The organism is Streptomyces sp. ME19-01-6, from assembly GCF_033793745.1.
GTDB lineage: Bacteria > Actinomycetota > Actinomycetes > Streptomycetales > Streptomycetaceae > Streptomyces.
Map to the genome: position 1 here is coordinate 575,021 of NZ_JARAXF010000003.1, position 23,936 is coordinate 598,956.

Genomic DNA, 23,936 nt, shown 5'->3' on the forward strand with positions numbered 1-23,936 from the left:
CCACCACATATCGGTTTCCTCCGCTGAACGCTGCAAGGAGAGCGCGTGCTCACTGTCGGTGACAAGTTCCCCACGTACGACCTGACCGCCTGCGTGTCGCTGGAGAGCGGCAAGGAGTTCGAGCAGATCAACCACAAGTCCTACGAGGGCAAGTGGCGCGTGGTTTTCTTCTGGCCCAAGGACTTCACCTTCGTGTGCCCGACCGAGATCGCCGCGTTCGGCAAGCTGAACGACGAGTTCGCCGACCGCGACACGCAGATCCTCGGTGTCTCCGGCGACTCCGAGTTCGTCCACCACGCCTGGCGCAAGGACCACGCCGACCTGCGTGACCTGCCCTTCCCGATGCTGGCCGACTCCAAGCACGAGCTGATGCGGGACTGCGGCGTCGAGGGCGAGGACGGCTTCGCGCAGCGCGCCGTCTTCATCGTCGACCAGAACAACGAAATCCAGTTCACCATGGTGACCGCCGGTTCCGTGGGCCGTAACCCCAAGGAGGTCCTGCGGGTCCTCGACGCCCTGCAGACCGACGAGCTGTGCCCCTGCAACTGGAGCAAGGGCGAGGACACCCTCGACCCGGCCCAGCTCCTCGCGGGCGAGTGAGCTGATCCGACATGGCACTCGACGACCTGAAGTCCGCTCTGCCGGACTACGCCAAGGACCTCAAGCTCAACCTGGGCTCGGTCATCGGCAACTCCAATCTGCCGCAACAGCAGTTGTGGGGCACCGTGCTCGCCTGCGCGATCGCCTCGCGCTCGCCGCGTGTGCTGACGGAGCTCGAGCCGGAGGCCAAGGCCAACCTGAGCCCCGAGGCCTACACCGCCGCCAAGTCGGCCGCCGCCGTCATGGCGATGAACAACGTCTTCTACCGGACCCGGCACCTGCTGTCGGACCCGGAGTACGGCACCCTGCGCGCGGGTCTGCGGATGAACGTCATCGGCAACCCGGGCGTGGAGAGAGTCGACTTCGAGCTCTGGTCGCTGGCGGTCTCCGCGATCAACGGCTGCGGCCAGTGCCTGGACTCGCATGAGCAGGTGCTCCGTAAGGCGGGCGTGGACCGCGAGACGATCCAGGAAGCCTTCAAGATCGCCGCAGTGGTACAGGCGGTCGGCACCACGCTCGACGCCGAGGCGGCCCTGGCCGCGAACGGCTGACGGCACACGAGCGCAAGCGCATAAGGGGCGTTCCCACCGAACCGGTGGGAACGCCCCTCGCGCATGCCCCACCGCCTCCTGATGTCCGACCCCAGCGGTATGGTCACCGGCCATGACCGAAGACACGGACCGCACCGCCGACTTGGCCGAGGCGAGCCGGCTCCTGGCCCAGGTCGCCGACGACGCGGAGTCCGCCGGCGAGGAGGACGAGGAATGGGCGGAGGACACGCGCGCCGTCCGCGAGGCGTACACCCGCGCCCTGCGGACGGACCCGGAGAGCCTGGAGGCGGCCGCGGGACTCGCCGTGCTGGCCGGTGCCGAGCTCCGCTTCCACCTCGTCAACCACGTGGACGGAGCCTGGTGGGAAGAGGACCCGGACCCTCTCCCCGACATACCGGCCGACGACGAGGACGGGCGCCGGCTCGTCGACGAGGCGGTCCGCGCGGCCCGGCACGTCCTGTCCCTGGATCCGGGCAACAACCTCGCCGTCCACCTCGAAGCGCTGGCCCACGAATGCGGGGGCGCACACGACGAGGCACTGGCCGGCTATCTGCGCGCCGTGGAACTCGACCCTTGGGACCACGTCGCACAGGCCCGGGCACAGGCACTCGACGACACGTACGACCCGCCGCGCCACGAGGGATCGGACTCCAATCCGCACTCCCGGCACTTCTGGCTGCTCCGCGACAGCGTGTCGACCAGCAACTCCGGTGACGAGGAGGTGGCGTACTGGCGCCTCGGCGATCCGGACGAGGTGCGGGACGCGATCGAGACGGTGGTGTCGGACAAGGCGCGGTACAACCCTGATCTGCCGTCCGTCCGGGACGGCGGCATCGACCTGATCACCTACGCCCCGGGCCGACCGCCGAGCACCGTCGACCTCTACGACGCGCTGCGCCCCTCACCTTCCGGGTCGCCGACGGTGGACTGGACGGCCGTGAACCTCGAAGAGCCGCCGCCCGGCAAGCGCCTGCCGCCCGGACAGCCGGTGCGCGTCGGCGGCCGTGTGCACTTCGACGGGGAGGGCGAACGCGGCGAGGAGTGAGCGTGGCGGGGGCGGCTCAGACACCCTCGTCGTGCCGCGTCGGCGCGAGCTCCGCCGCCGTCGCCCCGTGCGGCCCCTGAGTCGCGCGCAGCGCGGCCTCCTTGTTGTACGTCAGCAGATAGCCGACGACCGTATTGGCGACCGCCACCAGCGGTACGGCCACCACCGCGCCGCCGATGCCGCCGATCAGCGAGCCGGCCGCGACCGAGAGCACCACGGCCAGCGGGTGCACCCGCACCGCCCGGCCGAGGATGAAGGGCTGCAGGATGTGGCCCTCGATCTGCTGCACGGCCAGCACCACCACGAGCACCATCGCCGCCGTCCACACGCCCTGGGTGACGAGTGCGACCACGACCGCCAGCGCGCCGGAGACGACGGCGCCGACGAGCGGGATGAAGGCGAAGACGAAGATGAAGACGGCGAGCGGGACGGCCATCGGGACGTCGAGGAAGAAGAGGCCGACGCCGATGGCGATGGCGTCGATCAACGCCACCATCACCGTGCCGCGCACATAGGCGGTGAGCGTGGTCCAGGCGCGCGGGCCGGCGCCCGCCACGCCCGCGCGGGCCGGGGCCGGGACGAGCTTGAGGAACCAGGCCCAGATCTTCGGCCCGTCGTACAGCAGGAAGAGCGTGCTGAACATCGCCAGCAGAATGCCGGTCATCACCTCCACGACGACCGTGACGCCTTCGAGCCCGGCGGAGGTCAGCTCCTCGGTGTTGGCGCCGATCGCGTCCCGCAGGCTGTTGGCGATCTGGTTGATCTGCTTCTCGGTGACGTGGAAGGGGCTGTTGAGCAGCCAGTCCCGCAGGTCGTCGATGCCTGCCTGGACCTTGCTGGACAGGTCGTCGACGTTCTCCATGACCTGCCAGACCACGAACCAGACGACCAGGCCCATGATGATGAAGCCGGAGATGAAGGTGATGGCGGTGGCCAGGCCACGGGGGACGCCCCGGTTCCGCAGGCGGGCGACGGTCGGCTCCAGCATCGCGGTGATCAGCAGGGCGACGGTGAAGGAGAGCACCACCAGTTCGACGGCGCTGATGACGGTCATCAGCACATAGACGGTCCCGGCGAGCACCAGCAGCCGCCAGCCGACCTCGGCGGCGACCCGGACGCCCCAGGGCACTGCGGCGACGGGGTCGGGCTTGGCGGAGACGGCGGGGGCGTAGGCGGGCGGGGCGGGCACGCTGGCCGGCTCCCGGCGGGCCGGGGCCTGGCCGTCGACGGCCACGACGTCCAGGGCCACGCCGTCCAGAGCCGGGCGGTCAGCGCCGGCGCCGTGGTCGGCGGGGCTGGTGGGGGCGACGTGGCTGTCGGGGCCGTTTACGCCTTCGGCCTTGCTGCTGCCCTTGCCCTTGTCCGGGGTCTTGTCGGCGCCCTGCCCCCTGTCGGCCCGTTCGCTCGTGCCGTCGTCGGCGTGCGCGTCGTCCCGGTCGGCGGCGTCGGCCTCGGCCTGGCGCTCCAGCCGCTCGGCCAGCCGCGTCAGGCCGGCTCCCATTCTGCCGACCCAGTGTGGCAATGCGGACATCTTGCTTCCCCTACCCCCAGTTCCCCCGTGGTCGTGGGGAAGACGTTACAGGCTGAGGACGCGGGAAACCCCCGGCCGGTTGCGGCCGGGGGTTTCGCGAAGTCGAACGCCGGAGGCGACCGAGTGAGCTCAGAGGCATCAGTAGTAGTGGTTGGCCTGCCAGAACGACCAAGCGCCGCAGGGGCTCTGGTAGCGGTCGTTCATGTAGTTCAGGCCCCACTTGATCTGGGTGGCCGGGTTGGTGCGCCAGTCGGCGCCCACAGAGGACATCTTGGAGCCCGGCAGCGCCTGCACCAGACCGTACGCGCCCGAGGAGGGGTTTTCGGCCCGGTAGTTCCAGGTGCTCTCGTGGTTCACGATGTTGCTGAAGCACTGGAACTGGTCCGCCGGGACGATCTGACGCGCCATGGCCTGGACCTCGGCGACGGTGTACGAGGCCTGCTGCGGGAAGCTGCTGGCGTCGCGGGTGGCGGAACGGCTCGCCTCGAGCTTCTTCTTGGCTTCCTCGCGCTCCTTGGCGAGCTTGGCCTCGGCGGCCGCCTTCTCGGCGGCCAGCTTCTTGGCCTTGGCGTCCTTGGCGGCCTGCTTGCGGGCAGACTCCTCAGCGGACTTCTTCGCCTCCGCGTCGGCCGCGGTGGACTGCACGTCCGCCTGCTGCGTCAGGGATGCGGTCTGCGCCACGGCCTGCTGGCCGGCGGGTATGTCCGCGAGCAACGTCGCGTCGGCGGCGGTCGCCTCGACGGGGTCGGTTGAGCTCTGCTCACCGCCCGCGGCAACACCGACAACAGCGCCCACAGTGGTGACCGCGGTGGCGGAGGCCACAGCGAATCCCCGGACCGAAATCCGGCTCACACGGTTTCCTTCCAGCATCGCCCGCTTAGGTGACCTCGCGGACGCAATCGTGCCCCTGAACGCTGACCTCCCCTTGTTCCGTCCCCTTGTCCTACAGGGGGATGGCTGGTCACGGGAGGCACTGGCCCGGTGGACCCTCCCTCGGGAGAGCCGCAAGGTGCTCGGGCGGCATACGGCGAACGCTGTTTAGTTCTGATACTGCTGTGGTTCCGTACCGCTGGGGGTACTGGTGTGCCGTATGCGGGGCCTGACAGGACCCACACACTGCCGGAAGCGGACGCCTGGAGGCAATTCTCCGTTGAGTGTGAAAGCTCACACCCCGTTTACACCCTAGGATTTCCGGAAATCCGAGCGCACCAAGACACCGCGCGGCTAAGCTCTTTCGGCTCAGCCACGCGGCGTTTTGGGTCACGCTTCCCCCTCAACTACCTCAGATGTGGCCGTCCTCGAGCATTTCGGTCACCAGCGCCGCGATCGGCGACCGTTCGGAGCGGTTGAGGGTGACATGGGCGAACAGCGGGTGCCCCTTGAGCTTCTCGACCACCGCGACGACACCGTCATAGCGCCCGACGCGGAGATTGTCCCGCTGTGCCACGTCATGGGTGAGTACCACCCGGGAGTTGGCGCCGATACGGGACAGAACGGTCAGCAGGACGTTCCGTTCGAGCGACTGCGCCTCATCCACGATCACAAAGGCGTCATGGAGCGAGCGGCCCCGGATATGGGTGAGCGGCAGCACCTCCAGCATCCCGCGCCCCACCACCTCCTCGATCACATCCGAGGTGGTCACCGCCGACAGCGTGTCGAAGACGGCCTGGGCCCACGGGCTCATCTTCTCCGCCTCGCTGCCCGGCAGATAGCCCAACTCCTGCCCGCCCACCGCGTACAGCGGCCGGAAGATCATCACCTTCCGGTGCTGCCGGCGCTCCAGTACCGCCTCCAGACCGGCGCACAGCGCGAGCGCCGACTTGCCCGTGCCGGCCCGGCCACCCATCGAGACGATCCCGATCTCCGGGTCGAGCAGCAGATCCAGCGCGATGCGCTGCTCCGCGCTCCGCCCGTGGATCCCGAACGCCTCGCGGTCGCCGCGCACCAGCCGCACCTGCCCGTCCGGCGTGACCCGGCCGAGCGCCTTGCCGCGCTCCGACTGCAGCACCAGACCGGTGTGCACCGGCAGCTCCGCCGCCTCGGGGACATACGCGGTCTCGGCCGCGAAGAGGTCGTCCACCTGTTCGGCGGGGACGGCCAGCTCGGCCATGCCGGTCCAGCCCGAGTCGGTTATCGCCAGCTCGGCGCGGTACTCCTCGGCGAGGAGCCCCACCGACGACGCCTTGATGCGCAGCGGGAGGTCCTTCGAGACGACCGTGACGTCGTACCCCTCGGCCTGGAGGTTCCTGGCGACCGCGAGGATCCGCGAGTCGTTGTCACCCAACCGGCCGCCATGGGTCAGGAAGGCGGCAGGCAGGATGCCCGGGTCGGAGTGGTTGAGCTCGACACGCAAGGTGCCGCCCAGATCGCCGATCGGGATCGGGGCGTCCAGACGGCCGTGCCGGATGCGGTACTCGTCCAGCAGGCGCAGCGCCTGCCGGGCGAAGTAACCCAGCTCCGGGTGGTGCCTCTTGGACTCCAGCTCGGTGACCACGACGACCGGCAGCACGACCTCGTGCTCGTCGAAGCGGGTCATGGCATTCGGGTCGGCGAGCAGGACGCTGGTGTCGAGGACATAGGTGCGCCGGTCTTGCTCGCGGCGTTTCTTGCTGGTCACCACGGGTGGACGAACCCCCTCGGGAGAGGTTGGGGTGCGACGGCGTCGCGGGAACGAGTCCCCCGGCCCGCAGGCGGGGGACGGACCGGGCTCAGGCCCCGACGGGAGGACCGAGCGCCGGCCCTCCGCGTCATACGCACGATCCGCACAGTCGTCCGTGTGCAAAGGGCCTCCCGGGCGAACGAGCAACATGCCGTCCGCTGGCAGTGCGACACCCCTAGGACAGTTGGGGCAGGGCGTCGACCTGGAAGGGATATTCCCTCGAACGAGCGCGGCCATGCAATGGCATATGACGGCGCGCACATGAACGTTGTGAAACCCGCCCGTTTCCGGAGGGGATGAGGCCGTAGCGGAAACCGTACGGACGCATGAGCCGCGCGGGCCCGACTGCCGTACCGCGTACGGGACTAGAAGCCGTACCGGCGATGACGCGCGGCGTAGTCACGGAGCGCGCGAAGGAAGTCGACCTTGCGGAAAGCGGGCCAGAAGACCTCGCAGAAGTAGTACTCCGAATGGGCGCTCTGCCACAGCATGAACCCCGACAGCCGCTGCTCGCCGCTGGTGCGGATGACGAGGTCCGGGTCGGGCTGGCCGCGCGTGTACAGGTGTTCGGAAATCAGGTCGATGTCGACGACCTCCGCGAGCTCCTCGAACGTGGTGCCCTTGCTCGCGTGGTCGAGCAGCAGCGACCGCACCGCGTCGGCGATCTCCTGCCGGCCGCCGTAGCCGATCGCGACGTTGACGAGTATGCCGTCGATGTGGTCCGTGGCCTGCTCGGCCTCCTTGAGGACCGTCTGGGTACGGGCGGGCAGCAGGTCCATGGTGCCGACGTGGTGCACCCGCCAGCGCCCGTCGGCGGCCAGGTCGCGGACCGCGTTCTCGATGATGCCGAGGAGCGGGATCAGCTCTTCCTCGGGGCGGTCGAGGTTGTCGGTGGACAGCATCCAGAGCGTGACGACTTCGACGTCCGTCTCGTTGCACCAGCCGAGCAGTTCCTGAATCTTGCTCGCGCCCGCCTTGTGCCCCTGCTCGGTCGTCCCCCCGGCCGCCCGGGCCCAGCGGCGGTTTCCGTCGAGGATGACTCCAATGTGCTTGGGCACCTGGGCGTGGTCGAGGCGGCCTTCCACCCGGCGTGCGTAGAGCCCGTACACCAGGTCGCGCAACTTCACGTCTTCCAGCCCCTCAGTGCCTTGCATGGCTTGCGATGGCGGTCCGCCCAAGGCCGCACCCTACTGCGGGCGGGGGGCGCTGGCGAACCGGGTGCGCCCCCTGGCTGCCGCGCCCACCCCGCAGAACATCACGCTCCGTAGCCACTCGATGTGCGCTCCGTCCGGACCGGCGGCCGGTACGCCCCGGAATCGCCCGGAAAGGAAGCGGGCCGGTCCGTGGGGGGGATACGGACCGGCCCGAGGGGGGGCTTCCACCATAACGCTTTGTGAGGGATAGTCCAGGCATCGACGAGGGTGACAATGAATGTCTCCGGGAATGCCGCCGGCTGCCGTCAGGCCGCGAGCCCTCCGAGCACCAGCCCAGCGCAGGCCCCGAGGATCATGAAGGGGCCGAACGCCATCCCGGTTCCGCGAGTCGCCCGGCGCGTCGCGAGCAGCCCGATGGCGTAGCACGAGCCCAGCAGCAGCCCCGCGAAGGCGCCCAGGACCAGCACCGCCCAGCCGTACCAGCCGAGCGCGATCCCCAGCCCCAGGGCCAGCTTCACATCGCCGAACCCCATCCCGCTCGGCCTGATCAGAAAGAGCACGAGGTACGCGCCGCCCAGCGCCGCCCCGCCCAGCAGCGCCCGCCGCCACGACCCGGCGCTGTGCGGCAGCAGTGACGCCACCCCGAGCAGCACGGCCGCCGCGCCCGCCAGAGGCAGCGTCAGCACATCCGGCAGCCGGTGCACCGCCCGGTCCACGCCCGCCAGCAGCACCGTCGGCGGCGCGAGCAGCAGCCACACCGCCAGCTCGGGGCGGTCGCCGACGGCCGCCGCCAGCACCGCGCACACCAGCGCGGTGAGGGCGGCGGTCAGGGGCGCGCCCGTGCCGTAGTCCTGCTCGCCCACCCGGCAGCCCGGGCAGCGGGCGAACCCCAGCCAGCCCCGGGCCGCCCCGGTGAGCGCGTGCCCGCGCGGGCACGCCGCGCGCCACGGCTCCTCGGGCTCCACGGCCAGCCGGTAGCGGGCGCGCGGCACGAACAGTCCGGCCGCCGCGCCGTACGCGGCGGCAAGGATGACCAGGGGTACAGACACGGGCCGAGCCTACGAAAGCGGGGCCGGGTGCGACACTCGCACCGGGCACCGGGCACCGGGCACCGGGCACCGGGCGCCGGAGACGAGACGTACGGAAGGGCGGGGCGGGGATGGGCCGTTGGCGGGACGGTACGGGGACGATGCGCGTGCTCGGCGCCCCACTCGACGCCGTACTCGGGGACGTACGAGACGACGTACGAGACGACGTACTGGGCACGGACGTCCCCCTGGAGGTCGCCGCCTCCTACCGGGCCCGCACCCGCGGGCTGCTCGGCCGGGACGGGGTGACGGGCGCACTGCTGCTCACCCCCGCGAGCAGCGTCCACACCGTCGGGATGCGCTTCGCCATCGACGTCGCCTACCTCGACCGCGGTCTGACCGTCCTTGCCGTACGCACCATGCGCCCCGGCCGGCTCGGGCTGCCCCGGCCCCGCTCGCGCCATGTCCTGGAGGCCGAGGCGGGCGCCATGGAACGCTGGGGGTTGCGGGCCGGCGCCCGCGTCACCATCCGGTGTCCGGGCACATAGCCGCGGCCACATGCGAGCTGTACTCTGTGCCACCGGTGTCATGGTTGGACACCCTCGATCGCGTATCGAGGTCCTTGAGGTAGAGGTACAGGGGTAGGGGTTGCACGGTGACAATCACGGGCAAAATTCTGCGGTTTGACGAGTTTCGCGGCTACGGCTTCATCGCTCCCGACGACGGTGGCGAGGACGTCTTCATGCACGCGAACGACCTGCTGGACGAGAAGCATCTGTTCCAGCCGGGCAGCAAGGTGGAGTTCGTCCCGGAGTACGGCGACAAGGGTCCCAAGGCGTCCGAAGTACGGATCGTCCAGCGGGCGGCCATCGTCCGGACCCATACGCCGGGACCGGCCCCGGACTCGGGCGACGACACCATGTGCGATGTGCTGTCGATCTCCGAGTTCCGGCAGGAGCTGACCGAGGCGCTGGTCGAGGTGGGCGGCACACTGACCGCAGACCAGATCAAGCAGGTACGCAGACGCGTGATCGAACTGGCTCAGGCGCACAACTGGATCGAGTCCTGAGGGACTCAGCAGCACCACACCGAACCGCCGCGCGGGGCATCGCCCCTGTCGCGGCGGTTCCTTTTCAGGACCCGGTGGCCATCAGCATCGCCCACAGCGCGACCGTCGCGGCGACGATCGTGGCCGGCCCGGTCAGCAACCCGAGCCGGGTGAAGTCGCCCAGGCCGGAGCTGCCGCTGGAGCCGCTGGTGTCGCTGGTCTCGCCGTCCATGCCGTATCCGCGGATCTCGCGCCGCCACAGCAAGGTGGCCAGCGAGCCCACATAGGTGAGGTTCGGCCCCAGATTGACGCCGATCAGGACCGCGAGGACCGGGCCGGGCCCGCCCGCGGCGGCGATCGGCAGCAGCGCGAGTGTGGCGGGGAGGTTGTTGACGAGGTTGGCCAGGACCGCCGCGACACCGGCCACCGCGAGCAGCGCGGGCAGCCCGGTGCCGCCGGGGAACAGATGGGTCAGGCCGTTCCCCAGTCCGCCCGCCAGCACCGCCTGGACCACGACCCCCAGCGCGAGCACGAAGAGGCAGAACAGCGGCCCGGTGGCGGCCACGGCGCCCCGCACCGTCGCCCGGCCGCGCGCCACCGCGCGCACCGCGAGGACCAGGGCGCCGGCCCAGGCCGCCCAGGCCGGATCCACCCCGGCGAGCGAGGCGGCGACGAATCCGCAGAGGGTCAACACGAGCACGACCAGGGCGAACACCGGAACCTCGGGGCGCCGGGCGGGCGGCGGGCGCGTGGTCCCGGCGGCCAGGTCGGCGGCGAAGTAGCGGCGGAAGACCAGGTACTCGATGCCGACGGCCACCAGCCACGCGGGCGCCATGAGCACGGCGAACCGCGTGAACGACAGCCCGCTGGCGTCCAGGGCCAGCAGATTGGTCAGATTCGAGACGGGAAGCAGCAGGGACGCGGAGTTCGCCAAGTGAGCGCAGGCGTACAGATGCGGGCGCGCCCGGGCGCCGAGCCGGGTGGCGGTGGCGAACACCACGGGCGTGAGCAGCACCACCGTGGCGTCCAGGCTGAGCACCGCGGTGACCACCGCCGCCACCGCGAAGACCCCGGCCAGCAGCCGGTCCGTACGGCCCCGGCAGGCCCGGGCCACCGCGTCCCCCGCGGCCTCGAAGAGTCCTTCGTCCGCACACATCCGGGCCAGCAGCAGCACCGCGGCCAGAAAACCGACGACCGGCAGCAGCCTGCCGGTGACCTGCCACACCTCCGGGAGCGACACCGCCCCGGCCGCCACCACCAGCCCCGCGGCGGGCACCGCGGCGGCCGCCTCGGGCCACCCCCGGGGCCGTACGACGGCGAAGGCGAGCACGCCCAGCAGCAGGGCGGCGGAAACGGTCTCGGTGAGGGCGGTGCTCAGGGGGGACTCCCGGTCCGGATGCGACAAACACATCCATCATGGGATACGCGCCCGGACGGACCGCCACGGGCCCCCCGCTTCCGGCTCCTATCCCGCGCGGGCGAAGCTGACCTCGACCCGGCGGTTCTTCTTGCGCCCCTCCTCCGTGGAATTGGCCGCGATCGGGTACTGCTCTCCGTAGCCGCGGATCTGGTACTGGACGGAGGAGTTCAGGTTCGCGGAGAGCGCGCGCTGGACGGCGTTGGCCCGTTCCTTGGAGAGCTTGAGGCCGTGGAGGGCGGAGCCGAGGTCGTCGGTGAAGCCGAAGACTCGGACGCTGGTCGCGTTCTGCTTCTCGATCTCCTGGGCGATGGCCCTGATCCGGGCGTTGGCCTCGCCGCCGAGCTTGGAGCTGTCCTTGGCGAACAGCACCTCGGCCTGCAGGGCGAACTTGACCTTGGCGTTGGTGTCCTCGCGGCGCTCGTCGCCGTCGTCGGTCTCGACGACCGACTTGATGTCCAGCACCCGGCCGGGGGCCAGCTTCGCGCTCCCGGCCAGCCGCAGATCGGGGTCCTTGGGGTCGATCTTGACGGGTGGCGTGGTGTCGGCGGGGGCGCCGGGGCCGCTGTCGGCGCGGGCCGCCGGGGCCGGGGCGACCAGGAGCGCGGTGGAGGCGAGCGCGGCGAGAAGCGAGCCCCGGCGGGCGCGGGCGCGGCGGTCGTGGGGTGTGGTCATCGCCGGCTCATCCCGTGAGCTCGATGCTGACCGACGGCATGGTCGGGATCTGGAAGTCGACCTTGGTGACGCTCGACGGCGGGGCCGGGAACTGGGCGAACAGCGGGCGGCTCTCGTCCGGCTTGATCCCCGAGAGCCCCGTCGTACACAGGCACTCCCCGTCGGTGTCCCGCAGCACCAGATAGCGCTTCTTGCCGGCCCCGTCGACGAGCGAGGCGCCGGACACGGACGACCGGGACTTCATCTCGGTCTCCTTGGAGCGCCAGTCCACCGCGTTGAAGAGCTGATCGCCGCGGTTGGTCACCGTCCCGTTCACGGTGACGAACCCGCCGCTGTCCCGGACCGCGGAGTGCAGGGTGACCACGATCCCGTTCGGCCCCTTGATCTCGCCGATGGTCTTGGTCGAATCGGCCGCGGGCTCGCTGTCCTTGCCGTCGTCACCGGTCCCGCTGTCCTTGGCTGCCGTGGACTTCTGGCCCGCGCCGTCGTCCGGCTTCTTGCCGTCGTCGCTGCCGCACCCGGCCACGGCGAGGGCCAGGGCCGCCGCGAGCGCCCCCACGGCGGCCCCCCTCCGGGCCTTCGTCGTGTGCCGCATGCTCATCGCTCGCTGTCCCTTACTCTTCGTTGATTCTTCGTGTCCGCTCGTCAGTCGGCGAGATGGACGGAGAACAGGTCCTTGGCGACGGGGAAGAGATCGAGGTGCTCGGGGTCGATGGTGATGTCCTTGCCCTCGCAGACCAGATCGATGACGGGCTTCTCGTCCTTGCCCCCCTCGTCGCCCTTGCCGTCGTCGCCCTTGCCGTCGTCGCCCTTGCCGTCCCCGGTCGGGTCGGGCAGCGGAGCCGGCTCCTCGTAGGTGCAGCGCGGCTCGACGACCGCCTTGGCCCGCGCGGTCGCGTGCTTGGTCTCCGTACCGGGGATGACCGACTTGCCGACCGCCTTGCGGGTCTTGACCGTGACGGTGAAGGAGACGGGCAGATAGCCCGGGACGCACCCTCCGTCGACGACATCCGCGTCGTTCTCGCCGGCGAACCACTGCGCCTGGTCGCACGGGTCGTGCAGCGGATCGAAGCCCCGGCCGGTGAGCAGGTCCTCCCAGGTCTGCTCGCCGGCGATCGCGTCCAGCAGACCCTTCCGCAACTGGGCGCGGAAGTCCTCGGCCGCGCCGAGCGCCGCCGCGTCGGCCGCGGTCTGGCCGCCGTTGCGGGTGGCGCCCGCCTGGCCGACCGCGAAGAGGGCGAGCGCGAGGAAGAGCAGGCCCGCCACCGCGGTGATGTAGATCGGAAACGCCTGCCCCGCGTCACCGGCCAGGCGGGAGGGGCGGAAGCGGCGAGCGGTCACGGGGCCGGTCAGATGCCGACGACCTCGGAGATCTTGTCGGAGATGGCGTTCGCGATCATGCTGCCGAAGTCCGTCGTCGACAGGACGAGGACGATGGCGACCACCACGGCGATGATGCCCAGGTACTCGATCGAGGTCTGCCCCCGGTCGTTCCGCATGACGCGCTTCCCCATTGTGTTCCCCTCCATGGGTGGCCGTACCGTTCCGGTCCGGCGACTCAACCCCCGTGGTGCCGCTCGCGACACGAGCAAAGTACGCCGAAACACCTGCCCGGGAACAGTGCCTACGGCACCATTGCCTGCCCATTTCGAGGCGTTCGAACCGCGTCGTCAGCTTTCGACTGACGGTCAGGTCAACATTCAGGCTGGCGCGGCCCATCCGATTCACCCCCTCCCGGCCCCGAGGAGTCCTCCGGGACCAACTGTCCCATATTCGATTGCAATCGCGAAGGCGCTTCATCGAATCCAGCGCGGTCAATCCCCCGTGATGGAGCCGAAATCCGTGCCCGAACCGATGAAGAAGCCCGCGATGAGCAGGATCATCGTGCCCGGCACCATGAAGGTCGTGACCACCATGGTCGCCTTGGGCACCGCGCGGGCCGCGCGCCGCCGGGCGTTCTGCGCGTCGGTGCGCCGCATGTCGTTCGCAATGGCGATCAGCGTCTCGACGATCGGCGCCCCGAGCTCCTCACCCTGCTGCAGCGCGGTGACGAACTGAGCGACCTGCTCGGAGTCGTTCCGCTTCCGCAGTTCCTCGAACGCCTGTCTCCGGCTCACCCCCATGTCCATTTGCCGAAGCGTGATGCGAAGTTCATCCGCCCAGGGGCCCTCGTACTTCTCCGCCACCCGGTCCAGCGCCTGCCGGAAACTCAGTCCGGCGCTCACCACGACCGCCAGCACATCCAGAAAGTCCGGCAGCGTCCGCTCGATGGCGGCCCGGCGCTCCCGTACCGCCGCCCAGATGCCGACCTCGATCCAGAACAGCCCGAAGGCGACCAGCACGAGGGCGAGCAGCAACTGCCCCTTCATCAGCATCACCAGCGCGCCGCCGAAGCCGAGGATGCCGTACACCGCGCGCCGCGCCGCATAGCGGTCGACCGTCAGCCCGCCCGGGTTGCCCGCCAGATCGATCCGGCGCCGGACCTTGGAGACCCGCTTCTCGCCCATCAGCCGCAGCACCAACGGGGCGTAGCGCATGCCGAGCCGGTCGACGGCCGAGCCGACCGCCGTCGTACGCGTCGCCCCGACCTCCAGCGCCACCGCCAGGTCGCTGGGCAGCTTGGCCTCGCTGCGGTAGAGCGCGACACCGTACGCGACACCCGCCACCGACAGTCCCGCCACCAGCGCCAGCAGCACACCGATCGCCATGTCCGCCGCCCCTCTCAGACGTCGATCTTCGACATACGGCGGATCAGGAAGAAGCCGATCCCGTACAGCGCGAAGGCCACCACCACCGCGGCCTGGCCCCAGAAGGACGAGGTCATCCGGTCCAGGGAGCCCGCCGCGATCCGGTTCATCAGCAGCAGCGTGCCGACGCCCATCAGCGGGACCACGTACGCGGTGACCGTGACCTGGGACAGCTGGGTGCGGACCTCGCGCCGGGTCTCCTTGCGCTCCTCCAGCGTCTGGGTGAGGTTGCGCAGCGAGCTGACGACGGTTCCGCCCGCGCGGTTGGACAGCACGAGCGTGGTGACCAGGACGACCAGCTCCCGGGAGGGCAGCCGCTCGGCGAGCTCGCCCAGCGCGTCGTCGATCGAGTGGCCGACGGCCAGCTTGTCGGCGACCTTGGCCAGCTCCTCCCCCGCCGGGGCCTCCATCTCGTCGGCCGCCATGCCCAGCGCGGTACGCAGCGCGAGCCCCGCCTGGGTGGCGTTGGCCAGGATCCGTGACAGCTCGGGCAGTTGGTTGATGAACTTCTCGATCCGCTTCTGCCGCTGCCAGGTGAGGAAGGCGAACGCGGACCAGACCGCGACCACGGCCGCGATCGGCCCGAAGAACGCCGCGAGCAGCGACGCCGCCACCACCCACAGGCCGATCGCCGCCCCCGCCGTGTAGACGAAGAACTCCCCAGGAGTGATCTCAAGACCCGTCGAGGCCAGCCGCAGCTCCAGCTTCCGCCCGAGCCGGGTGGAGCGCAGCCGCCGGTCCACCCCCACGAAACGGCGCGGCCGGCCGGACAGCGGCAGCGGCCCCGTATCGGAGAGCCGGTCGAACAGCACCTGCTGGGCCGCCTTGCCCCGGGCGTACGTATGCACGCCCGCGACGCCCAGCGCGCCGCACACCAGCGTCGCCCCGACCGTCACCACCGCCAGTTGGTCCATGCCCGGCTACCTCCGCTCACTCGGGCTGTACGCGGCCCCGCGCACGCTCAGCTGCGCCGGGAACGCGGCGACGCCGAACGCGGGCGGCACCGACTCACTCGCCAGCCGCAGCCGCTCCGCGACCCGTTCCGGCAGCGGGAAGTACGAGAACCGCCCGTGGACGATACGGTCCCCGCCCATCGGCTCGGCGTCGAACCGGCAGACCGTCGCGATGCGGTACTCCTCGTGGCCATGGCTGTCCAGCAGCGCGACCTCGCTGATCCGCCGCGTGCCGTCGGCATGCCGGACGAGCTGCACGATGCAGTCCACCGCGCTGTTGATCTGGTCCCGCAGCGCCTCGTACGGAATCGCCACATCCGACATCGAGGCGAGCGTCTGCAGCCGCATCAGCGCGTCCTCCGCGCTGTTGGCGTGCACGGTGGCCAGCGAGCCGTCGTGGCCGGTGGACATGGCCTGCAGCATGTCCAGGGTCTCCCCGCCGCGCACCTCGCCGACGATGATGCGGTCGGGGCGCATCCGCAGCGAGTTGCGCACCAGGTCGCGAATGGTGATCAGGCCCTTGCCCTCGACGTTGGGCGGGCGGGACTCCAGGCGGATCACATGCGTCTGCTGCAGCTGCAGCTCCGCCGCGTCCTCGACGGTGATGATCCGCTCGCCCTCCGGGATCAGCCCGGAGAGGGAGTTGAGCAGCGTCGTCTTGCCCGAGCCGGTCGGCCCGGAGACCACGACGTTGAACTTCGCCCGCACCAGCGCGGCGAGCAGCAGCAACATCTGCTCGTCCAGCGTCCCCATGCCGATCAGCTCGTGCAGGGTGTAGGCGCGCGGGAAGCGGCGGATGGTGAGCGTGGCGCCGGTGAGCGCGAGCGGCGGGATGATGACGTTGACCCGCTCGCCGGACGGCAGCCGGGCGTCCACCATCGGATTCGACTCGTCCACCCGGCGGTTGACCGTGGAGACGATCCGCTCGATGGTCTGCATCAGCTGCTCCTCGGACGCGAAGCGCACCGGGACCAGCTCGACCCGGCCCGCGCGCTCCACGAAGATCTGGTCCGGGCCGTTGACCATGATCTCGGTGATGGAGGCGTCCTCCAGGAGCGGTTCGAGCACACCGAGGCCCAGCGCCTCGTCCACGACCCGGCGGATCAGCTGGGACCGCTCGGCGGTGGACAGGACCGGGCCCTCGCGGCTGATGATGTGCCCCAGGACGCGCTCCAGGCGCGAGCGCCGCTCGCCGGCGGCGAGCGAGGACATCTCCGCGAGGTCGATCTCCTCGAGCAGCTTGGCGCGGTAGACGGCGACGAGATGCCCGTCCTCCCGCCCCTCACCGGGCCCCTCGGGCGCGGTGATGCGTGCCCGCAGGCTCATCGGTGTCCTCCTTGTGCTGGTATGCGGCTCCGCCGCGTGATGGGCTCCGCTCGCCGGTCCCCTGACGGGCCGTCGGTCAGCCGTCGTCGCACGGCATCGTCGCGCTCCTCTCCGCGCTCCCGAAGCTCACGCCGGGCAGCACCGACGGGATGTCCACCGTCGCGGTCGCCCGCGTCCGGCCGTCCCCGCACGGGGTGACGCCGACATCCGTCCCGTCCGCCAGCCATCCGCTCATCGCCGCCAGCCCCGCGGCCGCCGGGCTCGTCTGCGCCTCATCGAGCGAGGCCGTACGCGCCGCCGCGCGGGCCGCGGTGCCCGCCTGCTGCACGGCGTACGCGGCGAGCCCCAACTGGACGGCGGCCAGCGCGACGAGAAGCAGGACCGGCAGAAAGCCGAGGAACTCGATCGAGGCGGACCCCCGATCGCGGCGCCGGTCGCGACATCGGTCGCGCGCGAAGCGCGCCGAACGCGCGGCACCCGCCGCGCGAGCCGCCCCGCGCCGGGCCACGCGCCGGGCCACCGCCGCACGCAGGGCACTCCCCGCGCACCCGGTCGCCGTCTCACGCCCCCTCGCCTCGGGTGCCACCACCACGCGCCCGGTGCGCACCTCACCCCCGACGGCCGCGGCAGGCCCGGCCACCGCCGCGCGCCGGGGCACCCCGAAGCGCCCCGCCCCCGCCCCAGGGACCACCACGTGCCCGGCCCCCGCACCAGGGGCCACCGGCGCGCGGGTCACCTCGGCGTGTGCCACCACCCCGTGCCCGCTCACCGCCTCACACCCCCTCCGCCTGCTCATCCACCGCTCCCGCGGTCCCCGTCACCGGCCACGGGAAGTCCGCGGCCCCGGGGAAGAGCACCGGGACGTGGACCTTCACCGTGGCCTTCCACATCCCGTCGGCGCCCTGGCCGCAGGTGATCTCGGCGCTGTCCTGCCAGGCGCCCGGGAGGTCCTTCAGCGCCGCCTCCTGGCAGGCGCCCGCGTCGCCGCCCACCGCGGCGCCCGCCCGGGCGGCCTTGTCGGCGGAGTTGCCCGCGAGGGAGTACGTATAGCCGAGCAGCACGAACTGCCAGATGACGGCCAGCACCACCAGCACCAGCGGCAGCACGCCGAGGAATTCGACCGCGACCTGGCCGCGGTCGCCGCCCCGCTTGCGCTGAAAGCGCCTGGAGGGTGTGGAGGGGACCTCCCGCAGGGACTCCGGCCCGGTGCCCGTACCGCCGTCGGCCGCACCCGGACTGCCCCCGGCGGCCGGGGCGTCGCCGCCCGCTCCTATGGCACGGCGCCGCCGCATGCCCGGGAGCGTGCGGTGGTCCGCAGGGCCGGGGTGCACCCCACGAGGCGCGCGTCCGCCACCGGGCCCGCCCCCGGCGGGGCCGGCGCCGGGCGGCTCCAGCAGGCCCAGCTCCCCGGCCAGGCCCCACAGGGCCTGTTTGACGGCCGACTTGGCGTCGAGGTCCTGCATCCGGCCCGAGTCGACGGCCGGCTGCAGCTCCTTGAAGCCGGCCGGGACCACCGTACGGGCCATCCGGGTGCCCGTCGCACGCTCGATCAGCTGCGGCTGGATCTCCGCGCTGCGGGTGTGGCGGTTGACGACGGCGACCGTGTCCTCCGCCTTGCGGACCTGCAGCCGGTCCCAGAGCCGGACCATGCGCTTGGCGGCCCGCACCGCGACCACGTCCGGGGTGGTCACCAGCACCGCGAGGTCCGCGATCTCAACGGTGGCGGCGCCCGCCGAGGTCATCTGCGTACCGCAGTCGACGATCACCACCTCGAAGCCCGAGCGCAGCGCGCTGACGACCTGCCGGGCCGCGCGGTCGTCGACCTCCTCGCCGCGCTCGCCCTCGCCCGGGGCGAGCAGCAGCCCGAGGCCGGTCTGATGGGTGAACACCGCTTCCTGCAGCACCCGCGGCGTGATGTCGTTGATCTGTGCCAGGTCGGCGATCGACCGCCGGAACTGCACATCGAGGTAGGAGGCGATGTCGCCGGACTGCAGGTCCATGTCGACGAGCGCGACCCTGCGCCCCGCCGCCTGCGCGGCCAGCGCGAGCTGCACGGCGGTGACCGTCGTACCGACCCCGCCCTTGGCGCCCGCGACGGCGACCAGCTTCCCGCCGGGTCCGGTGACGAGCGCCTCGCCGCCGCCTCCGAGGTGGCGCCGTACACCGGTGGCCCACTGGGCCGCGGCCTGGACGCGGGCGGCCAGCTCGTCGTACGACAGCGGCAGCCCGGCGATGCCGCGGGCGCCGGAGTCCATGGCGGCGGAGTAGAGCGCGGGCCCGGCGTCCGCCGTCACCAGCACCACGCCCACGGCCGGGAAGCGCAGCGCTATCTCGCGGATGAGTTCGAGCGCGGGGGCCGGGCCGATGCGCTCATGGACCAGGACGACCTCGGGCAGGTCCTCCAGGGAGGCAGCGGCCAGCGCTGCGAGGGTGTCGAGCAGCCGGGTCGAGTCGCCCACCGGCGGGGACGGTTCGACGCCCGGCAACTGGCCGAGCAGCCCGCTGAGCGCGCGGGCGGCGTCGGGGTCGCCGACGCCCGGAAGGATTCTGATCGTCACCGGGGCACCGCCTCACTCATGTTCCTGCGGCACGCCGCTGGACGCCGCTGGTAGTCGTGCTGCTTGTCATTTGTCGCCGTCGTCGCTGTCGAGGGTGTAGGTGCGGTCGCCGGGGGGGATGGTGTCGTCGCCGCCGGGGGCGACGAGGGCGAGGCGTACGTGTGAGGCGAAGGACTCGGCGTACGCCACGCGCTGCGCGTCCTTGGTGTCCAGCGCGAAGGTGATGGGCACCGCCGCCTCGAGGCGCCGGGTGTCGTCCTGGTCCGGCTCCAGCGCGGTGAGCTTGCCGACGTCGATGACCTCCGCGCCCGCGACGATGACCTTGGAGACCGGATCGTCGCGCTGGCTCCTGCCCTCGAAGGTCGCGTAGATGTTCACCTTCGAGCCGGGGTTGATCTTGCCGGCGACGCCGGTCGCCGCGTCGATCATGATGGCGATCTCCTGCTGCCCCGCCTTGAGCGCCGGGCGGTCCACGATCATGTCGTCCTGGAGGAGCGAGCCCTTGCGCAGCGGGGTGACGGCGATCTTGCCGCGTACGTCGGCGAGGTCGGTGACGGCCGTGGACGGCAGCCAGCGCTCGGGCATCGATATCTTCTCGAACTTGCCGGCGTCCAGCGCCTGGTAGGCCGGGACGTCCGACTTGAGCTTGTACGCGGTGGTCTCGGGACCGACCTTCGACTCCACGTCGCGGATGACGGACAGCACTCCGGCGAACGCGCCACCGGCGCACAGGACCGACAGGAGCAGCAGGATGACTCCGCGGCGCTGGCGTGAATTCATGGACGCACAACCTCGTTCGGGGACGTTACCGGCTCGTCAGAGCGGGTCGCTCGGTCTGGGGCAGGGCAAGGATGTCATCGCCGCGCGGCACCGGGGCGGAGCAGAACGCGCAGCGGTCCCCGATGAGTTCGAAGCCGCACCAGTGGCACTCCTCCCTCCGCACGGACGACACCAGCTGGTAGAGGACGGAGAGGTCGGGGATGGCCGCGACGAACTCGATCAGCTTGGGGGTGCCCCACCAGTGGGCCGACTCGTGCGGCAGCGGCACCTCCTGGGTGCCCTGCACCCCCCATCCGGGGGCGAGTTTGACGTTGACCCAGTCGCCGCCCGCGTGGCCGTGGCCATGGCTGTTGAGGTTGCCGCGCGCGACGGTGAGGTGGGTGGCGTACCCGGGCCCGGGCAGCGCGGCCTCGCCGCCCACCTTGACCAGCTGCGGGGTGGGGTGGGCGAGCACGGCGAACTGCGCTCCCGGCACCCAGGACTTGACGTGCGAGGTGAGACTGACGGGCACCCGGTCGAGCCTGGCGACGGAGCCCAGCAGCGCGCCCGCGTGGACGTAGTGCGGCAGCAGGCGCGCGGCGCAGGCGAGCACGCCGGGGCTGAAGTCGCACATCGACAGCTGGCGCAGCTGACGGGCGACCACGGCGACGGCGAGCGGCGGGAGTTCGAGGGGCAGCAGCGCGATGCGGTCGCTCTCCAGGACCGACCGTACGGTGTGCAGGCGGCGGACGAAGGGCGCGGGGGTGGCCGCGGGGTAGACCACGATGAGATAGCCCTGCTGGTCCAGCAGGGCGGCGGTCTCGGCCAGCGCGTCGTCCAACGGCTCCACATCGGGCGGCATCAGCACGACGGCCGACGGGGTCTGGCCGTCGGGCGGCGGAAGCACCAGCTCACGGCTGGTGACTGCTATCGCGGTGGGCACGTCTGCTACCCCGTCTCACGTCGGCGCCGGGGAGAGCGGCGGCCGCAGGTCGTTGCTGCTGTCCTGGTGCGTCAGCACTTTATCCGCGAAAGCCGCGTGAGAGAACACTTCCCCTGAGTTACGGGCCCATGCCGGACCTGTTGACAACCTTATTGGTCTGGACCGCTTTTGACGGGACGAGGCAGACCCGACCACCCCGGGCGCCAACCTCGTACGGAACCCCGGCTTCGAGTCCGGCCTGAGCGGCTGGACCTGCTCCGCCGCCTCCGGGACCACGGTGGCGGGCAACGCCTGGTCCGGCTCGGTCGGCCCGAAGGTCCACGGCCTGCCCTAGCGGGCCGGGCCCCCTTCGTGGGGCCAGTCGTCCATGGCCCGGTGGTCGCGCACCGCCTCTTCCAGCGCACGTATCCCGAGGTCGACAAGCGGGTTCCGGCGGCTGCCCCGGCGCACGCAGGTGAGGATCCGCCGCGTCGGCATGTTCTCGCTCGACACCGGCACCCGTACCACCGCCCGGCCCGCCGGGCCCTCGGCCAGCCGCGGGACCAGCGAGACGCCCAGCCCGTTCCCGACCAGCGACCAGACCGCCGGCCACTGGGTGGCGGCGTGCACGATCCGCGGCGAGAACCCGGCCGCCGCGCACAGCACCCGCACCCGCTGGGCGTGGTCGCAGGTGCCCGGGTCGGCGACGATCCAGTCCTCGGCCGCCGCGTCCTCCAGCCGCACCGACACCGCCCGCGCGAGCGGGTGGTCGGCGGGCACCAGCATGACGTGCGGCTCCTCCAGCAGGGGGCTCTGCTCGAACCGCGCGTCATCCGGCGACGGCCCGCCCTCGATGGGCTCCACGACCGCGAGATCCACCTTGCCCGCCATCAGCAGGTCCATGCTCTCCGCGGTGTCGCACTCGCGCACCTGCACCAGGAGGTCGGGATGGCTGTGCCGCAGCCGCCCGGCCGCGGGGGCGATCAGGCCGCTGATCGCGGTGGTGAAGCCCGCGATGCGCAGTGGTCCGGCCATGCCCGCCCGGTAGGACTCCAGTTCCGCCCGCGCCTCCTCCCACCGGGCCAGCAGCGCGTCGGCGTGGTCGATGAGCAGGTGCCCGGCCGGGGTCAGCCGGACGCCGCGGCCCTGCGGCTCCAGGAGCGGGACCTTGAGCTCGCGCGCGAGTTGGCGCATGTGGTGGGAGACCGCCGACGGGGTGAGGTGCAGGGCCTCTGCGGCCGCGGTGACCGTGCCCTGCTGGTGCACCACGCGGAGCATGTGAAGCCGACGCAGGTCAATCATGAAATTATCTTGCACACATCACCGGCAAAACATGCAATGGACCGCAACGGTTGTGCGGGGTCATCCTGCTGCCATGGACACCAACACGAACACCATCGTTTCCCGGCACACCACCAGGGAGGGTGTCGTGGTCTGGAGCCGCTGCGCCTGCGGACGGCTTCAAATGGCCCTGGTTCCGTACGGCGTCGACGGCAAGGGACTCGCCGCGGGCGGACACGACATCCAGTGCCCCCACCGCGGCCGTTAGCTCACTCCGACGTTCGACAGGCTCTGCGCAGGACGAAGGCGAAATGGCTTCCCCTCCCCGTATCACTCGTTCAACAGCGAACTGGACCCTCATCGGCCTGATCCTGCTGACCCTCAACCTGCGGGCGGCCATCACCGGCATCCCCCCGGTCCTGGGCGAGCTCCAGGACACGTTCGGGCTCAGCGGGCTTGAGGTCAGCGTGCTCACCACCCTGCCGGAGCTGTGCCTGGGCATCTTCTCCGCGCTCGCCCCCGTGCTCGCCCGCCGGTTCGGCACCGAGGCGGCGATCACCGGAGCGCTCCTGGTGATCACGATCGGGCTCCTGCTGCGCGTGTTCCCCGCCCAGTCGGCGCTGTTCGCCGGCACCGTGCTGGCCGGAGCCGGGATGGCCACGGGCAACGTGCTGGTGCCGGCGGTCATCAAGCGCGTGTTCCCCCGTCGCGTGGGATCCCTCACCGGCCTGTCGATGATGCTGTTGTCGGTCGGCGGCGCCGCCGCGGCGGGCCTGGCCGTCCCACTGGACCACATGGGCGGCTGGCGGCCGGCTCTGGCCGTGTGGGCGGTCCCGTCCCTGATCGCGGCCCTGGTGTGGTGCCCGCTCGCGCTCCGCGGGCCGAAGCGGCCGCCGGAACGGCCGGCCGCCCGCGCCTGCGAATCCACGTCCACCGCTCACGCGGAAGCCCGGACAGACACTCACACGGAGACTCGGACGGGGACTCATGCGGAGGAGGGGTCGCTGCTGCGCTCGCCGCTGGCGTGGTCCGTGATGGTCTTCATGGGCATGACGTCGCTGATGTTCTACACGCTGACGTCGTGGCTTCCCGAGATGATGCAAGACCACGGGTTCGCGCCCACCACCGCCGGGATGATGAACTCGGTCGTCATCATCATCGGGATCCCCCTCGGTTTCGTCGTACCGGTGGTCGCCGCCCACCTGCGCGACCAGCGGCCGCTCGTCCTCGGGGTCGTCGCCCTGATGGTGATCGGACTCGGCGGCCTGCTCCTGGCTCCGCGGGCCGGATGGGTCTGGATCACGATCTTCGGGGTCGCCACGGGCAGCGCGTTCCCGATCGCCCTCACGCTCCTCAACCTGCGCTCACCCACTGCCGCGGTCACCGCGCGACTCTCGGGCATGGCTCAGTCCGGCGGGTATCTCCTCGCCGCATCCGGCCCGCTGACCTTCGGCATGCTGCACAGCGTCACCGGCGGCTGGGAGGCGTCGATCTGGCTGCTGCTCCTGCTGCTGGTGCCCGAGCTCGTGTGCGGCCTGCTGGCCGCACGGCCCGGCTTCGTACGGCTGAGCACCACGCGGCCGGAGCACCGTATGGGGCATCTCGCCGAGCCCGCGGTGATCTCCGCCCGGTCCACCGAAGCAGACCGTTCGCACTGAACTCGGAAAGCCAGCCGCCGCTTT

At 71.3% G+C, this 23,936-nt stretch carries 25 protein-coding genes; 7 read left to right on the forward strand and 18 right to left on the reverse strand.

Annotated elements, in window-relative coordinates:
- Window positions 1-45 precede the first annotated feature (45 nt).
- The 3 genes from PV419_RS09210 to PV419_RS09220 all read left to right on the forward strand — a co-directional run bounded on the left by PV419_RS09210 (window position 46) and on the right by PV419_RS09220 (window position 2,196).
- The gene (locus tag PV419_RS09210; protein ID WP_319687341.1) at window positions 46-600 is read left to right on the forward strand and encodes a peroxiredoxin; all 555 of its coding nucleotides are present in this window, start codon (window positions 46-48) and stop codon (window positions 598-600) included.
- An 11-nt stretch (window positions 601-611) separates the two neighbouring features.
- Window positions 612-1,151 carry an alkyl hydroperoxide reductase gene (locus PV419_RS09215; RefSeq protein ID WP_319687342.1) on the forward strand — a complete coding sequence of 180 codons (540 nt, stop codon included), beginning with the start codon at window positions 612-614 and terminating at the stop codon, window positions 1,149-1,151.
- Between the two features lie 112 nt (window positions 1,152-1,263).
- A complete protein-coding gene (locus PV419_RS09220; protein ID WP_319687344.1) occupies window positions 1,264-2,196 on the forward strand; it encodes a hypothetical protein in 933 nt (310 codons plus the stop codon).
- A 16-nt stretch (window positions 2,197-2,212) separates the two neighbouring features.
- Here the strand turns inward: PV419_RS09220 and PV419_RS09225 are convergent, their stop codons facing one another.
- The 5 genes from PV419_RS09225 to PV419_RS09245 form a co-directional block, all read right to left on the reverse strand.
- Window positions 2,213-3,727: an AI-2E family transporter gene (locus tag PV419_RS09225; protein WP_319687346.1), complete on the reverse strand. Its 1,515-nt coding sequence runs from the start codon at window positions 3,725-3,727 to the stop codon at window positions 2,213-2,215.
- Between the two features lie 138 nt (window positions 3,728-3,865).
- The gene (locus PV419_RS09230; protein ID WP_319687348.1) at window positions 3,866-4,597 is read right to left on the reverse strand and encodes a transglycosylase SLT domain-containing protein; all 732 of its coding nucleotides are present in this window, start codon (window positions 4,595-4,597) and stop codon (window positions 3,866-3,868) included.
- Window positions 4,598-5,009: 412 nt separating this feature from the next.
- Window positions 5,010-6,347: a PhoH family protein gene (locus PV419_RS09235; protein ID WP_319687350.1), complete on the reverse strand. Its 1,338-nt coding sequence runs from the start codon at window positions 6,345-6,347 to the stop codon at window positions 5,010-5,012.
- A gap of 404 nt (window positions 6,348-6,751) precedes the next feature.
- Window positions 6,752-7,513, reverse strand: coding sequence for an isoprenyl transferase (locus PV419_RS09240; protein ID WP_319687571.1), 762 nt, complete (start codon window positions 7,511-7,513; stop codon window positions 6,752-6,754).
- A 332-nt stretch (window positions 7,514-7,845) separates the two neighbouring features.
- A complete protein-coding gene (locus PV419_RS09245) occupies window positions 7,846-8,589 on the reverse strand; it encodes an A24 family peptidase (RefSeq protein ID WP_319687352.1) in 744 nt (247 codons plus the stop codon).
- A 140-nt stretch (window positions 8,590-8,729) separates the two neighbouring features.
- Here PV419_RS09245 and PV419_RS09250 point away from each other — a divergent pair, with 140 nt between their 5' ends.
- Window positions 8,730-9,116, forward strand: coding sequence for a DUF192 domain-containing protein (locus PV419_RS09250; RefSeq protein WP_415925276.1), 387 nt, complete (start codon window positions 8,730-8,732; stop codon window positions 9,114-9,116).
- Between the two features lie 107 nt (window positions 9,117-9,223).
- The gene (locus tag PV419_RS09255) at window positions 9,224-9,637 is read left to right on the forward strand and encodes a cold shock domain-containing protein (RefSeq protein ID WP_319687356.1); all 414 of its coding nucleotides are present in this window, start codon (window positions 9,224-9,226) and stop codon (window positions 9,635-9,637) included.
- Window positions 9,638-9,701: 64 nt separating this feature from the next.
- On the opposite strand, the gene PV419_RS09260 is transcribed toward PV419_RS09255, so the two are convergent.
- The 13 genes from PV419_RS09260 to PV419_RS09320 all read right to left on the reverse strand — a co-directional run bounded on the left by PV419_RS09260 (window position 9,702) and on the right by PV419_RS09320 (window position 22,275).
- A complete protein-coding gene (locus PV419_RS09260; protein WP_319687358.1) occupies window positions 9,702-11,027 on the reverse strand; it encodes an SLC13 family permease in 1,326 nt (441 codons plus the stop codon).
- Between the two features lie 54 nt (window positions 11,028-11,081).
- The gene (locus PV419_RS09265; RefSeq protein WP_319687360.1) at window positions 11,082-11,708 is read right to left on the reverse strand and encodes an OmpA family protein; all 627 of its coding nucleotides are present in this window, start codon (window positions 11,706-11,708) and stop codon (window positions 11,082-11,084) included.
- Between the two features lie 7 nt (window positions 11,709-11,715).
- Complete coding sequence (locus PV419_RS09270) at window positions 11,716-12,309, reverse strand: hypothetical protein (protein ID WP_319687362.1); 594 nt, start codon at window positions 12,307-12,309, stop codon at window positions 11,716-11,718.
- Between the two features lie 44 nt (window positions 12,310-12,353).
- Complete coding sequence (locus PV419_RS09275) at window positions 12,354-13,049, reverse strand: hypothetical protein (RefSeq protein WP_319687364.1); 696 nt, start codon at window positions 13,047-13,049, stop codon at window positions 12,354-12,356.
- A gap of 8 nt (window positions 13,050-13,057) precedes the next feature.
- Window positions 13,058-13,222, reverse strand: coding sequence for a membrane protein (locus PV419_RS09280; protein WP_014176788.1), 165 nt, complete (start codon window positions 13,220-13,222; stop codon window positions 13,058-13,060).
- Window positions 13,223-13,522: 300 nt separating this feature from the next.
- Entirely contained in the window at window positions 13,523-14,416 is an 894-nt protein-coding gene (locus PV419_RS09285) for a DUF5936 domain-containing protein (RefSeq protein ID WP_319687367.1), read from the reverse strand.
- 14 nt (window positions 14,417-14,430) lie between these two features.
- The gene (locus PV419_RS09290) at window positions 14,431-15,369 is read right to left on the reverse strand and encodes a type II secretion system F family protein (protein ID WP_319687369.1); all 939 of its coding nucleotides are present in this window, start codon (window positions 15,367-15,369) and stop codon (window positions 14,431-14,433) included.
- A gap of 6 nt (window positions 15,370-15,375) precedes the next feature.
- Entirely contained in the window at window positions 15,376-16,734 is a 1,359-nt protein-coding gene (locus PV419_RS09295) for a CpaF family protein (RefSeq protein ID WP_319687371.1), read from the reverse strand.
- A 76-nt stretch (window positions 16,735-16,810) separates the two neighbouring features.
- Entirely contained in the window at window positions 16,811-17,530 is a 720-nt protein-coding gene (locus PV419_RS53220; RefSeq protein ID WP_415925263.1) for a TadE/TadG family type IV pilus assembly protein, read from the reverse strand.
- Window positions 17,508-19,292 carry an AAA family ATPase gene (locus PV419_RS09305; RefSeq protein ID WP_319687373.1) on the reverse strand — a complete coding sequence of 595 codons (1,785 nt, stop codon included), beginning with the start codon at window positions 19,290-19,292 and terminating at the stop codon, window positions 17,508-17,510. Before PV419_RS09305 ends, PV419_RS53220 begins: the two co-directional genes overlap by 23 nt.
- Before the next feature lie 66 nt (window positions 19,293-19,358).
- A complete protein-coding gene (cpaB, locus tag PV419_RS09310; RefSeq protein ID WP_319687374.1) occupies window positions 19,359-20,072 on the reverse strand; it encodes a Flp pilus assembly protein CpaB in 714 nt (237 codons plus the stop codon).
- A gap of 25 nt (window positions 20,073-20,097) precedes the next feature.
- The gene (locus tag PV419_RS09315) at window positions 20,098-20,994 is read right to left on the reverse strand and encodes a hypothetical protein (RefSeq protein WP_319687375.1); all 897 of its coding nucleotides are present in this window, start codon (window positions 20,992-20,994) and stop codon (window positions 20,098-20,100) included.
- 330 nt (window positions 20,995-21,324) lie between these two features.
- Complete coding sequence (locus tag PV419_RS09320; protein WP_319687376.1) at window positions 21,325-22,275, reverse strand: LysR family transcriptional regulator; 951 nt, start codon at window positions 22,273-22,275, stop codon at window positions 21,325-21,327.
- Window positions 22,276-22,348: 73 nt separating this feature from the next.
- Between PV419_RS09320 and PV419_RS09325 the strand changes: the two genes are divergently transcribed.
- Window positions 22,349-22,522, forward strand: a complete 174-nt coding sequence (locus tag PV419_RS09325) for a hypothetical protein (RefSeq protein WP_319687377.1) — start codon at window positions 22,349-22,351, stop codon at window positions 22,520-22,522.
- A 43-nt stretch (window positions 22,523-22,565) separates the two neighbouring features.
- Window positions 22,566-23,912: an MFS transporter gene (locus PV419_RS09330; RefSeq protein ID WP_319687378.1), complete on the forward strand. Its 1,347-nt coding sequence runs from the start codon at window positions 22,566-22,568 to the stop codon at window positions 23,910-23,912.
- The last annotated feature ends 24 nt before the right edge of the window (window positions 23,913-23,936 follow it).

Coding starts and splice junctions, on each gene's coding strand:
- PV419_RS09250 (WP_415925276.1), top strand. CDS start 8,730: ATGCGCGTGCTCGGCGCCCCACTCGACGCCGTACTCGGGGACGTACGA.
- PV419_RS09280 (WP_014176788.1), bottom strand. CDS start 13,222: ATGGGGAAGCGCGTCATGCGGAACGACCGGGGGCAGACCTCGATCGAG.
- cpaB (WP_319687374.1), bottom strand. CDS start 20,072: ATGAATTCACGCCAGCGCCGCGGAGTCATCCTGCTGCTCCTGTCGGTC.
- PV419_RS09220 (WP_319687344.1), top strand. CDS start 1,264: ATGACCGAAGACACGGACCGCACCGCCGACTTGGCCGAGGCGAGCCGG.
- PV419_RS09285 (WP_319687367.1), bottom strand. CDS start 14,416: ATGGCGATCGGTGTGCTGCTGGCGCTGGTGGCGGGACTGTCGGTGGCG.
- PV419_RS09215 (WP_319687342.1), top strand. CDS start 612: ATGGCACTCGACGACCTGAAGTCCGCTCTGCCGGACTACGCCAAGGAC.
- PV419_RS09265 (WP_319687360.1), bottom strand. CDS start 11,708: ATGACCACACCCCACGACCGCCGCGCCCGCGCCCGCCGGGGCTCGCTT.
- PV419_RS09260 (WP_319687358.1), bottom strand. CDS start 11,027: ATGTGTTTGTCGCATCCGGACCGGGAGTCCCCCCTGAGCACCGCCCTC.
- PV419_RS09270 (WP_319687362.1), bottom strand. CDS start 12,309: ATGAGCATGCGGCACACGACGAAGGCCCGGAGGGGGGCCGCCGTGGGG.
- PV419_RS09320 (WP_319687376.1), bottom strand. CDS start 22,275: ATGATTGACCTGCGTCGGCTTCACATGCTCCGCGTGGTGCACCAGCAG.
- PV419_RS09225 (WP_319687346.1), bottom strand. CDS start 3,727: ATGTCCGCATTGCCACACTGGGTCGGCAGAATGGGAGCCGGCCTGACG.
- PV419_RS53220 (WP_415925263.1), bottom strand. CDS start 17,530: ATGAGCAGGCGGAGGGGGTGTGAGGCGGTGAGCGGGCACGGGGTGGTG.
- PV419_RS09230 (WP_319687348.1), bottom strand. CDS start 4,597: ATGCTGGAAGGAAACCGTGTGAGCCGGATTTCGGTCCGGGGATTCGCT.
- PV419_RS09325 (WP_319687377.1), top strand. CDS start 22,349: ATGGACACCAACACGAACACCATCGTTTCCCGGCACACCACCAGGGAG.
- PV419_RS09295 (WP_319687371.1), bottom strand. CDS start 16,734: ATGAGCCTGCGGGCACGCATCACCGCGCCCGAGGGGCCCGGTGAGGGG.
- PV419_RS09330 (WP_319687378.1), top strand. CDS start 22,566: ATGGCTTCCCCTCCCCGTATCACTCGTTCAACAGCGAACTGGACCCTC.
- PV419_RS09290 (WP_319687369.1), bottom strand. CDS start 15,369: ATGGACCAACTGGCGGTGGTGACGGTCGGGGCGACGCTGGTGTGCGGC.